Origin of the sequence: Sediminibacillus halophilus, from assembly GCF_900103695.1 — a bacterium.
Taxonomy (GTDB): Bacteria; Bacillota; Bacilli; order Bacillales; family Amphibacillaceae; genus Sediminibacillus; species Sediminibacillus halophilus.
This window is the reverse complement of record NZ_FNHF01000003.1, coordinates 115,090-126,856: the sequence shown is the minus strand read 5'-3', so window position 1 is coordinate 126,856 and position 11,767 is coordinate 115,090. Positions and strand designations below refer to the sequence as shown.

Annotated in this window: 12 protein-coding genes; 4 read left to right on the top strand and 8 right to left on the bottom strand. The window is 35.5% G+C overall.

Annotation, left to right across the window (positions count from 1 at the left end; genetic code table 11):
- Nucleotides 1–80 precede the first annotated feature (80 nt).
- Genes BLR82_RS11215 through BLR82_RS11200 form a run of 4 tightly spaced genes read left to right on the top strand, consistent with a single transcriptional unit; the run spans nt 81 to nt 2,423 of the window.
- A complete protein-coding gene (locus BLR82_RS11215) occupies nt 81–287 on the top strand; it encodes a hypothetical protein (protein WP_074599384.1) in 207 nt (68 codons plus the stop codon).
- Nucleotides 288–329: 42 nt separating this feature from the next.
- Entirely contained in the window at nt 330–1,334 is a 1,005-nt protein-coding gene (locus BLR82_RS11210; protein WP_074599382.1) for a DJ-1/PfpI family protein, read from the top strand.
- Nucleotides 1,335–1,349: 15 nt separating this feature from the next.
- Complete coding sequence (locus tag BLR82_RS11205) at nt 1,350–1,784, top strand: hypothetical protein (RefSeq protein ID WP_074599380.1); 435 nt, start codon at nt 1,350–1,352, stop codon at nt 1,782–1,784.
- A gap of 24 nt (nt 1,785–1,808) precedes the next feature.
- Nucleotides 1,809–2,423 carry a DUF2306 domain-containing protein gene (locus BLR82_RS11200; protein ID WP_074599378.1) on the top strand — a complete coding sequence of 205 codons (615 nt, stop codon included), beginning with the start codon at nt 1,809–1,811 and terminating at the stop codon, nt 2,421–2,423.
- A 252-nt stretch (nt 2,424–2,675) separates the two neighbouring features.
- Here the strand turns inward: BLR82_RS11200 and BLR82_RS11195 are convergent, their stop codons facing one another.
- The 8 genes from BLR82_RS11195 to BLR82_RS11165 form a co-directional block, all read right to left on the bottom strand.
- On the bottom strand, nt 2,676–4,436 hold the full coding sequence (locus BLR82_RS11195) for an SIR2 family protein (protein WP_074599376.1): 1,761 nt from the start codon (nt 4,434–4,436) through the stop codon (nt 2,676–2,678).
- A 24-nt stretch (nt 4,437–4,460) separates the two neighbouring features.
- A complete protein-coding gene (locus BLR82_RS11190; protein WP_074599374.1) occupies nt 4,461–5,684 on the bottom strand; it encodes a phospholipase D family protein in 1,224 nt (407 codons plus the stop codon).
- 13 nt (nt 5,685–5,697) lie between these two features.
- Nucleotides 5,698–6,039, bottom strand: a complete 342-nt coding sequence (locus BLR82_RS11185; protein WP_074599372.1) for a hypothetical protein — start codon at nt 6,037–6,039, stop codon at nt 5,698–5,700.
- Nucleotides 6,040–6,325: 286 nt separating this feature from the next.
- Nucleotides 6,326–6,616 (bottom strand): hypothetical protein, encoded by a 291-nt coding sequence (locus BLR82_RS11180; protein ID WP_074599370.1) that lies wholly within the window; start codon nt 6,614–6,616, stop codon nt 6,326–6,328.
- Between the two features lie 17 nt (nt 6,617–6,633).
- Nucleotides 6,634–8,322 carry a recombinase family protein gene (locus BLR82_RS11175; RefSeq protein ID WP_074599368.1) on the bottom strand — a complete coding sequence of 563 codons (1,689 nt, stop codon included), beginning with the start codon at nt 8,320–8,322 and terminating at the stop codon, nt 6,634–6,636.
- Nucleotides 8,315–8,863, bottom strand: coding sequence for a recombinase family protein (locus BLR82_RS11170; protein ID WP_175486794.1), 549 nt, complete (start codon nt 8,861–8,863; stop codon nt 8,315–8,317). The genes BLR82_RS11175 and BLR82_RS11170 overlap by 8 nt, the downstream gene beginning before the upstream one ends.
- Nucleotides 8,838–8,984, bottom strand: a complete 147-nt coding sequence (locus tag BLR82_RS21040) for a hypothetical protein (protein WP_175486790.1) — start codon at nt 8,982–8,984, stop codon at nt 8,838–8,840. Before BLR82_RS21040 ends, BLR82_RS11170 begins: the two co-directional genes overlap by 26 nt.
- Before the next feature lie 203 nt (nt 8,985–9,187).
- Nucleotides 9,188–11,755 (bottom strand): hypothetical protein, encoded by a 2,568-nt coding sequence (locus BLR82_RS11165; RefSeq protein ID WP_074599366.1) that lies wholly within the window; start codon nt 11,753–11,755, stop codon nt 9,188–9,190.
- Nucleotides 11,756–11,767: the final 12 nt, after the last annotated feature.

Below are 11,767 nucleotides of genomic sequence, written 5' to 3'. Positions count from 1 at the left end.
TATTCTTTTATTGTTAAACAAGCAGCAGATATTTGTAATGTTTTACAACACCTTTAACTACTTTGAAGGGGGATTTACAAATGGGTATTGAAGATCAAACATTCTCATTCTTTCCATTCGGCGCTTTGTTTTGCCTTACATTATTTTGTTTTGTAGCAGTCCGCATTTACGCAATACGCTCTCGTTATATGCATACTAAGAAAATTGACCGTCTTAAGGACCTAGTAATCAACGGGGAACTGAGAGAGGCGGAATATCAAAAACTGAAAAGTATTCTTACAAAATAAGACATAATCAATCTCAAATCATTTTAAATGGAGGGAATATATATGCGTATTCAAATTGTGTTGTTTGATGGATTTGATCTATTAGACGCCATCGCGCCTTATGAGGTGTTTACTGCCGCTGCGATGTACTCAGATGAAACTATCACCGTTGAACTCGTTTCTGCTGAAGGTGAAAGAATGGTGACAAGCGGAGTAAACCATTTACAAATCCAAGCAAGTAGTGAACTTGACTTAACCCGTAAAGGAATTATTCTTGTTCCGGGTGCATCTGGTTCTGTTCTTGATAATGGACCTGAATCAATACCGGTTAAATTACAACAAGCAACAGAAACAAACTTAAGTAATTTACTCAAAGAGGCTATGATGAAACCAGAGATACTGCTTTCCACAGTTTGCGGTGGTTCTCTCATTTTAGCAATGATTGGCTTATTAGAAGGCCGTCATGCTGTTACCCATCACATGGGGATGGGGCTTTTGAGTACTACTAATGCTATTCCAGTTAATGCTCGAATTGTAGATGATAGGAATCTTGTTACTGGTGGTGCCGTTACTTCAGGACTCGATGTTGCCCTTTACTTAGTTGAGCGAGAATTAGGTCCACGTATAGCACACGCAGTGGAGCAACTGTTCGAGTACGAACGCAGGGGTACAGTTTGGAAAGCAGAAGGAAATATACCGAAAGAAAACCAACAAGAAAATCTAGTTGAGGAGACAAGTCATCATTCCTATACTCAATCTAATGAAACAGAGAATTTTCATGGAAAATGGGATACTGCAATCTCCACTCCTATTGGGAAACTCTCCGTTTTATTAAATTTAACAAAAATAGATGGACAGATAACAGGAACTGCAAAGCAAGGAGAAGATATTGTCACTTTAGACAATCTGGTACTAGAAGGGAATCAATTAAAGTGGTCCATGAAAGTTTCCAAGCCTATGCGTCTTAACTTAAAATTTATCGTTTCTGTAGATGGAAACAATATGATTGGTGAAGCAAAAGCCGGAATGCTTCCTGCATCAAAGTTAATCGGACATCGAATTTTATAAACCGGAGGATTAAGAATGTATTCATTTATTATATTCCTTCATGTAATTAGTGCATTATTTTTGGGGTGTTTTCTTGCATTCCCTTTAGCAATTAATACATTGTTTTCTCGTACGAGTAATGAATTAATAACCAGCCTTAAAACAATTTTAGCCTTTACTCGAGCAGGACATTATGCATTGGTTCTTATTATGGTTTCTGGAGGTTGGATGGTCATTGGGTATTCATCCTACCCTTCCTTGTTTTGGGTGACACTTTCAACCCTTATACTGATCCTTATCGGTGGCTTAATAGGTATGGTGAATAAGAATATAAAACAGATTATTTTTGCAAATGATTCTAAGAAAGCACTATTGGAAAATATGGTGAAGTTAAAATGGTATGGTTGGATTACCTTCTTATCCATATTAATTGCTGTATTTGTTATGACAAATCGTAGTTTGTTTTCCTAAGTATTGATGGAGGATTTCATTCAAATGAAACAAAAAGCGGGTATACTTATTTTAATTATTTCAATGATGTGGGTGCTTCACACATTTTCAAAGAATTTTATGGTAGATCCTCAATTCGAGAAATTTATTTCTAGAAAAGATCAAATTCTAACAGACCATAACTTATGGATTTTAATGATTCGTATTCATATCTTACTTGCTATTATTTCTCTTATTACTGGACCTCTAGGAGTTATAAAAACAATCCGTGATAAATCAAGAAACTTTCACCGTTGGAATGGCAGAATATATGTGATGTCCATTATTTTAAATTTCATACCTGGCGTCTATGTCTCTTTCTTTGCTACAGGAGGATTACCAAGCATAATTGGGTTTATTATTTTAAATACATTATGGCTTATAACAACTATTCTCGGATTTTGGTATATCAAAAGACAAAGAGTTATGTTACATAGTCAATGGATCACTCGAAGTTTCTTTCTTTCCTTTGCAAATATTACTATTTATATAATTGTAGCCATTTCACATAACCTAATGAATTTTTCTTATGGAAATTCCTACACGCTAGCAGTCTGGTTAAGTTGGTCTCTTAATCTACTTTTGTCAGAATTTGTGATTAGAAGGAAACTATTCTTTTGAAGAACTTTTATGTAATTGTCGTTGAAAACTAATTTTAATAATAATGATGATTCTTTGTTCCCTCATTATTTATCTATACGTAACACAATTAATAGGCTAAGGTGAATCAAACAATTTTTAATATGATTGATTTATTAAGAAGGAATATTATTACATCAATTTATTTAGCCAAACTTTATCAATTACAATTTCTACTCTATGCTTTACCACTATTTGTGATACGGTTCACCGTGATGTATCTAAATGAGGTTTTTAAATTTTTTTCTCATCTAGATATGATTCAACAAGACCACGTCCGCTGTAATACATAAGCTGATTTAAGTCCTCAGATAATGTTCTCAAGGATTTAATAAAAAGGTCCTTATTGCCTTCAAACAATAAAAGCACTTCCCATTCAGTTGTTAGAGAACCTTCAGATAAAAATTGCTCTATATGAGTTCTATCATCTCTATAGCCAAAACATCCACTAACATAATCATAGTCACCTAAGTATCGATGTTTTAATGAACGTAAAAATTCAAACAAATCGTAATGAATCATGTATTCAACACTATCAAATGCCAATTGACTTTCATTAAAAACCTCTTCCATAAAAGGGAAAGTAAACATTACTTCAATGGGTAAATGATACGGTCTTTCTGGTTGTAATCGTTGAAAAGCATCATATAAATTTCTCCGTGGAGAAACATACCAAGAAAAAGCTTGTCTGCTATGAAGTCTATCTCTTACTTTTGGTTTCATCATAATTTCATCTAAAAGTTTATATTTTCTTCTCATCGTTAATGATATTCCCATACTATAAAAAACAGCTTGCAGTGGTAGTTGCTTCAAGCCTAATAAATAAACTCTTCCATCACTGCTTTTTATCGATGTAAATCTTTCTAACGTCTCAATTAGCAATCGTTCTTGAAATTCATCTTTACCATAATAAGCAAGTATTGATGATAAAACGGAAATAGGTTTTATGATGGCTTTTATTTCTGCAATCCATTGTTTCATAAGTTCAATAGTTGCTTCTTGATTAGAATCAAGTTTATTAATTTTACCAATAACGTCTCGTGATTCATTAGTAAACAAATCACGAATAGCCGATTCATCATCATTTTGAATATAATCTTTTAATCTTTTAATTTTGACTTGAATATTTTCTGGATTAACCTTCTTCAACTTAGAAATGTTAAATACAGCTTCTTTTATTTCTCGAAAGAAATGGTCAGCACCTCTAGAATCTATTACTAAATTGGCATCCCTGAAATTAATTAATTCTTCTGCTTTTTCACCAATTGATTCAGAAAAAGAGTGCCAGTACCATGAGTACCTACGTCCCTTAACACTTTTAATCGTGTCTCTAAGCGCTGTATCCCACTCAGCCGACCAACCTGATATTATTAGTCCATAGTCATCAAAAACTTGTTGTAATAACACAGATAGATTAGAGGAATAGCACTCTAACTCATCGGTAATATTTTTAAATCTTGTGTCTCTGTAATCGCCATGAATTTTTAGTACTGTACAATCAGCATGTGCTAAAGGTTTCATTCCTTCTATGTCTGAATCATGGTAAAGTGTTTGATACTGTACACTCAATTCATCTAATGCTTGTTCAATTAAGCGGTCAAAGTTTGTTGTGACAATTACTTTTATAAAACCTTTTTTTACTAATTCTGCAATTGATTTATGGGCTTCAGTTGGTATCTTTCTACCTTCCTCTAGGTCTTCTTCTGTAGGCTCAAAAAACTCCTGTAGTAATCCATTCCGTTCTGAAGATGTTTTAGCCAGCATAGCTATTACCTCATCATATAAAGGAGCTTTACCAAATTTCTCTTGATACCATTTAATTTCATCGGGCTCCTCCGAACCTTCTACTAACATAATTCTCCTGCATAACTCTTTCAATACACCCCAGCCTGTAGGAATACTTGCAGAATATGATATGCCTGATCCAAGTAATAAAGCATAAACCCCTTTATTTGCCTCGACTGAAAATGACAGTGACATTAATTTTTCATCCATCATAACGCCTCCTATTAATTTAATTTACAGCTCATCATAGCCGAATTCCTTAAATAATGAATCTAACCGTTGCATTATATAATCATGTGCTCTATTTGTTACTTGCAAATGGGACTTTTGTCTATGTGTATAAATTATTTCATTAAAGTTTGATTTGGGATTGGGATACAAATCAGACTGTAGTTCACGAGCAAGTTCCCTAAGTGTTATCCCTTCTTTTATAGGCGCCTTTAAGAATCGTCCACTTGTTAATTCAACAAAATAAGGATATCTACCTCTCCTATCCTTTGAATCAAAAGGCGCGTCATCATCAATAATATTTTTCTCATTAAACCCTGATGTAATTGCATAACCAACAATTATAGGTGTCCCTTTGTTCTCTTTATCAGTACTTACCATGGTCATAAACAATAATTGACCATCTTTTATTCCAGATGGTGGCTTTGGAAAGAATGTACGTTTCCTGTGTTCCTTTTTCCTTCTTCCAAAATAGGTTTGGTGGTTAGGAATACGGTTTTCGCTGTTACCTTCAAACTTTAGCCAAATTCCTGTGTTACGTATGTGGATTCGCTTTTCATCTTCCTCTTTTAGAATTTCCTCTATGACGTCTCTTTTCTCTTTACCGTTTAAAGTTTCGGTACCATTCCATTCAAGTTTTGCCCCCCACTTAACTCGATTTGGATGAATTATAACAGGCGACTCATTTTTTCTAGGCTTCTTTTGTGAATAGGCTCTATCTGTTACAGCGTCATCACAAAAGGTTTTCTCCTTGGCAATACGGTCTAAAGTAATCTCCCAATTATTATCTTTCTTTATATCATTAAGTAGACCTTCAAAATAATTATTGCACTCTCTCGAAAACACCGGCTCTCCTTCCATAAAAATACCAAATTCATGATTCTTATAGAATCCATTGAAGGTGAAATTAGCTGAACCCATTATTACAGATTCATTATCAAATATGTAAAGCTTAGTATGAAGACCTTGAAGCGCGTACATTTTCACTCCAGCTTTTTTCAGATATTCTAAACCAGTAATGCTGCTAACCCCTTTTATGAAGTCTTCTCTGTCAAAACGTGTAATTAATACACAGTCTAGTTCATTTTCAGTCTCCTGAATAAAATTAACTAAAGCTAATGCTGTTTTGTAACCAATGAATGGAGAAATAATTCGAATTTGTTTCTTTGTTGAATCTAATAATGAGAAAAAAGTACTTCCAAAATTTTTATCTAAGAAGCTAATTGGCATAGGAAATTCCCCCTTAACCTTCATTTATATCATTACAGTTATTATTTTTTGCTGCATAGCAAAGTTGTACATCTTCATCACAAAGTATTCCAATTCTTAGAACAGTGAAGTTTGTAAGTTTAACTTCGTCCATAAATTCTAAATCCAAAAAGTTATTCAGAAAATTACTTAATTCTTCCTTTTCTTCTAATAATATCATAGCTTGGTAGGGTTCGAGTATAAATTCATCTATCTTTTCACCATTGCTTAAGTATTCATAAAGCCCATAAAACTCCTGTTTTAAATAAGATAGGAAGTTACCACTAATAACACTAGCAACAGCTTCAAAATCTTCTAAGCACCGAATTTGTTTCATCTATTAACACCCCAGTATGACCTTTGCATTGTTTCAATTGCATAACAAGCTACAACACCTACAACTGTACCCATCAAGAAATATTGCATTATGATTCCCCCTTGTTAACTTTGTCCTTGATTAAAATGTAAAGGGAGACACCGAAAGATACTCCCTTTTTAAATAGATTTATTGGTGTCATCTATTCACCTCCTTTAAAAGCTAATCAAACACAAATAAACCGCAACTATCATAGTCCCAGTTAACAATTTTTAGTTATGATGTTATTAGTCTTGTTACAACATACTCAAATAAAGCTTATAGGCTTTACTAGCTCGCCATATTTTAAAAGGCCAATCCCATAATTCCTTACACCCCTTTGGTCTTGTAACAAACACACAACGTTATTAAGACCATCATCATAGTAAAACAACCAACATGTTACAGGCTCACTTATTTCTTTAGGCATAATAGCTTTAAGGAGTTCATTCGGGATATCCTGTACTGGTATTAATCTAACATCCGCCTGCCAGTCCATATGTGCTATGTGTGGGTGATTTTTCGCCATATAACTTCTAAATACTTTTATTACACTCATCAATTTTTCGCTCCTTCTTATACGTTAATGAAGATAGAAAAAGGAGGAGCAAATTCATCAGCGATCGACGAATTTGCTCCTCCGTTAAAGGTGAAGTGTTTTGCCACTTCTTTATTTAATTGGATTTGTATGGTGTCAATTTTTCTTTCTTCTGAAATGGTAATTTTGTGGATTAAGAGTTGCAACAACTTCTTACGCTGTTCAAATGTTAAAGACCTCTTGTAAGCCGTCATGAAGTTCATCATAATCTCCTTTACCACCTCATAGTCAACATTTGGGACACCTCCTTGACCTAATTGTTCTTCGATTGGGTAAATTTGTTCTTCGAGGCGTTCTTTTTCACGCTCAAGGTTGGCTAATTGACCAGTAAGTTCGCCTTTGTTAATCAATTCGTCCACATATAACTTTAAGTATTTATCCTTTTTAGATTGAATAGCAGATAGTGATTTTTTCAGCATTTCATATTCCTTCTGTAGAGGTATTATGCCGTCCTGATTTTTTTGGTTAATTCTATCTACAATTTGATTAATTAACATATCATTGCTAGCTAAACCAGCTAATTTTTGAAGAACGTACTCATCAGCATACTCTGTCCTTACACCATTTGAATGGCAGACTGCTGTTCCTTTATTTTTCCATGCGCCACAAACGTAATATTCTAGTACACGCTTACTTCCATCCTTGTTTCGATTAGTCGTTCTCCCTAATACCATGCCAGCACCACACATAGGGCATCTTAGGATGCCAGTAAGTGGGAATTCCCCACTATGAATTCGATTTGGTTTTCCAGTACGGCTTTTCATGATACTTTTAGCCTGCTCCCATATATCGCCAGAAATAATGGGTTCATGTTGGCCTTTCGTAATAATCGGGTATGGGTTTATGTTATTTCTTCTTTTTTCACTCCAATCTCGCCTAACATTGTATCTGATGAACCCAGCATATATAGGATTACACAAAATCGTTTTAATACCATTAATAGAAAACGCTTTGTTTTTCTTCGTTTTATACCCTTCTTTATTCAATCGGTTTGCAATTGCTTTATACCCATTTCCTTGCAAATATAATTCGAATATCTTCCGTACAATAACCGCTTCTTGTTCGTTAACGATAAGTTTAGATGATTTTCCTTTTCGACTATCACTTGGGACACTTACTACATCGTACCCAAGAACTTGCCCACCATTCCAAGAGCCTTCCTTGGCCCTTGCTATCATCCCCATTTTGACATTTTCAGCAATATTTGCACGTTCAAACTCAGCAATAGCTGCCATCATTTGGAATTGCAGTCTTCCTGAGGGACTTTCTGTTTCGTATCGTTCAGTATATGAACGAAAGCTAATGCCTTTGTTTTGTAAATTATCAACCATCGTTAGAAGGTCAACACTTGTTCTTGATAGCCGATTCATTTTCCACACTAATACAATATCAAAGCACTTTTGATTAGCGTCATGCAGTAATTGCTGAATGGCTGGTCGACCTTTGATGCTTTTACCACTAATTCCTCTATCAATATACTCTTTATGAATTGTATATCCTTCTCTGTCACAAAACTCTCGTAAAACATTAATCTGCTCATCAATACTGTATCCTTCCTCAGCTTGCTCAATGGTAGATACACGAGCATATATCGCAGCTTTTTTTTGCGGTCCAGACCAGGCTGTTTGATCATGGGAGCTAGATAGATCCAACGCATGATTACGCATAAAATTCACCTCCTTTCATACTTTGGCCATTTGTCATTATTAATCTTGCTAAGCTTGAAAGTGGAATATCTCGTTTGCAAGTTAGATATTCATGCTCTAATAATGATGCCATTATCCTAAAATGTTCAAGCCCCATAACAGTATCTGTTTCGAAAATCTCTGTTACAGAACATAACTCAATATCGTGATCTCTTAACTTTCTTTCAATAAACAACAAATCCTCACCCTTAGCAGCAAGGTAAAATACTTCCCACACCAGAACTACATTAAAGTATCCCTTCTTAGCGTCCTGTAATAGCTGCTGTAGAGCAGGTCTACCTGAAACAGTATTTCCATAGCATGATGAATCAGAGTAAATTCTAGTAATATCATAACCTGCACGCCCATATCTCTCTTTTAGAATTTGAATATCATGATGAAGCCTATGTCCACCTTCTACTAGTTCGGATGAAACATTTCGGGTATAGATAGCAATCTTTGTAGCAACATCATTTTCTTTGACCTGCTGTGATAGGTTAGTTACTTGGGATAGGTCTTTCATCTGATGCACTTCCTTTTTTATTATTTTCATTGCTGTTGGTTGTTAAATAAGTTGTAACCATTTCGGATAAAATATCTAATAAAACATTATATTGGTAATTGATCGAAGTTTCATTTTCCAAAATTAGTTCCCCCAGTAGTTGATTCAATAGAATAATATATATTTTAATTTGGTATTGAGGGACTGGGGGCAATCAAGATAGAAAATATAATCAATCATATTCACAATATTTCGCAAATTTTATCTGCACCCCAGTTTCCTACCCAATGTAGCGTCAGTAGCAACACTTTTGTCATTATTGACAGTACTGTAGCTACGTTCGGATTAGTCGCCCCACTCCGCAAATTCATCGTAGTCTGGTGATAGTTCCACCTCATCTAGGTTTGTTGACGTACTATTTATCTTTTTTTGATCAAAGGGAACGACTACATTACTACCGACCTTTTTGATTGTTACTTTTTTTGCATCCCCTGCATGGCGGATATCAAAAATGATACCAACCTCTTTTAGATTGGATTTCACTTCCTTCAAACGGCGACTAAGAATATGAGCAGCTTTGGGCCATGTTTTGACATTCGTATCAATCCTTTCTCGGCCAGCCTCGTAGTCCAGTCGGGTTAGTAGCTCTGCTACTGTTCCAGTCCAATTATTGCAGTTACGCATCAGTACAACGATAGCAGCCGCAACTGGATGGGATGAAATGGCTTCTTCGTTTGATTTATTTTGATTGTTACGATAGGCTTCAAGGAATCTTTCTCCTCCGTACCCCATTGCTTCTGCAATTGAAAATCCCCAACGAGTAAAATCTGCCATTCTAGATAATTTCTCAATCTTAACATTGGGATATATGGCCATTGCTTTTGACAATATTCGAAATGCCCCGCCAATAATAGATGGTTTGTCTTTTTCAAATTCCGCCCTAACTACACTTTCTTCCTTGCGGTCCTCTTCTGAAATTCGCTCTAATTCTATAGGGATGGAACGATCCATCAAGTCAGGTCTTGTAACTACCATGTTAATCCCATTTAGTGCAGGGCATCGTTGTAACTCCAATAACGTTTCGTCATCATCGGTAAATAGTGTTCTCTTACTGAACCCGCCACCTGTAGAAGCAATACACAGTAAATCACTTTTTGCAGCCGATAGGTTATCCAAATTGTCAAAACATGGCATATAGTTATTAGCTAACGAAATCGCCAAATCTTGAATACTATTTGGCATAGTCAACAAATCTCGTACAGCCGGATCAATAATTTGTCGTATATTTCGCATAGATGTAGATTTTGCAGCACCCTTTTCCCCATTAAGAACAAGTACTGCATGGGGAATCTTTGGTATCAGACAAGTTACTATATAAATCAAGAGGAGAATCTGATCATCTTCACTTTTGGTACGAACATGATTTAGTAATAATCGAATATCCCCATCAAAATCAGGCATCACTTGCGCCTTCGTATTTTTATTTCTAGTAAAGAGGATGGGTGGGTTTTCAATAACCTGACAACCTTTCGGTGTAATTTCAACTATCTCCCAATCACTATTAGCCATATCGTAATAAAACTTTCCATCCCTTTCAGCAACCCTCAATTGTAAGTGATGTTCTTCCCCATCAAACATTGCCTTCATTTCCATCACACCTAATGCCTGGTTCATTGCATCACTAGTGGACGCTTGTCCTGTCTCATCAAAGAACCTTTTAGTTAACCACATTTTGAAAGTTTTACTTTTCACTTTCCAGAGTTCTGTATGACCGTTAATTTTTATCGCTGCGTACGCTTCTTCTAATTCGTTTTTAAAAAACCTCGCATCACTTCCTAAACGAATTAAAGTATCAGCTTGTGAAGGCCTTCCTTTATTGCCAACCTCTTTACGAGAATAGTCAGGTTCATATTTCTTACGTAACGTATGCCAGTCCTCCTGTGAACAGCTATTGTGATGACACCCTGCAGAAATTGCACCATTCGAAAATTGAATGACGTATGCGCTTCGATCAATATGCTCTTCATTCCAAGGGCATGCACTTAAGACATACTTAGTAGCATTTTTTTGCCAAGTCCCCTCAGCTACAATTTCTATTCCTTTCTCATTTAACCATGCTTTAGCACAAATACTATTAGTAGCGTCTACTGTTTGGTCCCGACTTGCACCTTTTATAGGTAGAGCTAACTTTTCAGTTAGCCCGTTCAACTGTTCTTTGGATACCTTAACTACTTCCTCAGGAGATTTAATGATTTGAGAATAACGATGCGGCCGCTCTTTAGTGTTATCACCTTTACAGGCTTTCGTACCATAGAGTTTCCATATTCGTGCTGCATTGTAAGTTGTTTTATCCACTTCAACCATTTCATTACTAAATTGAAAGTCAAGTATTTCCAATATCCTTTTGACAAGAATACGACTTGCATCATCATTTGGTAGATTGATGGCATACAGTAGGTGAAATCCATTCCCACTGTCTGCTAAAATAGGTTCTGGCCAACCTTGTTTTGTTAAATATTGTTGAACATTCTTTGCTAGATTCAATGCAGCTTCATGTTCCTGGTCTGTCGATGATATTCCCGATGCACGAATTGGATCTAAATCAATTGGTAACCAGCTTCTTGAAGCTATATCTCTATCAGATGTTGTTTGCTTTACGTAACTCTGTACACAATTGTTGGATCTTGTCAGCAAATCTTCCTTGACTGGGTTTAGGGTGATATATACACCTGGTACCTCTCCATCAAATGTTGAAGCCGCTTTTGCCATGGATGTATTCTCGTCAAAATAACCACTTGCCGTACCTTTAGAAGTATTTAATACTCGGAGTTCTGTAACTTCTTGATTTACCCTTAAACTTTCTAATGTATCCTCAATGTTAGCTATTACATCAATTCGATTCTTTTGGTTCATCCTGTGTTCCTC

Coding starts and splice junctions, on each gene's coding strand:
- BLR82_RS11170 (WP_175486794.1), bottom strand. CDS start 8,863: ATGAAAGACCTATCCCAAGTAACTAACCTATCACAGCAGGTCAAAGAA.
- BLR82_RS11165 (WP_074599366.1), bottom strand. CDS start 11,755: ATGAACCAAAAGAATCGAATTGATGTAATAGCTAACATTGAGGATACA.
- BLR82_RS11195 (WP_074599376.1), bottom strand. CDS start 4,436: ATGGATGAAAAATTAATGTCACTGTCATTTTCAGTCGAGGCAAATAAA.
- BLR82_RS11175 (WP_074599368.1), bottom strand. CDS start 8,322: ATGCGTAATCATGCGTTGGATCTATCTAGCTCCCATGATCAAACAGCC.
- BLR82_RS11185 (WP_074599372.1), bottom strand. CDS start 6,039: ATGAAACAAATTCGGTGCTTAGAAGATTTTGAAGCTGTTGCTAGTGTT.
- BLR82_RS11215 (WP_074599384.1), top strand. CDS start 81: ATGGGTATTGAAGATCAAACATTCTCATTCTTTCCATTCGGCGCTTTG.
- BLR82_RS11205 (WP_074599380.1), top strand. CDS start 1,350: ATGTATTCATTTATTATATTCCTTCATGTAATTAGTGCATTATTTTTG.
- BLR82_RS11190 (WP_074599374.1), bottom strand. CDS start 5,684: ATGCCAATTAGCTTCTTAGATAAAAATTTTGGAAGTACTTTTTTCTCA.
- BLR82_RS11200 (WP_074599378.1), top strand. CDS start 1,809: ATGAAACAAAAAGCGGGTATACTTATTTTAATTATTTCAATGATGTGG.
- BLR82_RS11210 (WP_074599382.1), top strand. CDS start 330: ATGCGTATTCAAATTGTGTTGTTTGATGGATTTGATCTATTAGACGCC.
- BLR82_RS11180 (WP_074599370.1), bottom strand. CDS start 6,616: ATGAGTGTAATAAAAGTATTTAGAAGTTATATGGCGAAAAATCACCCA.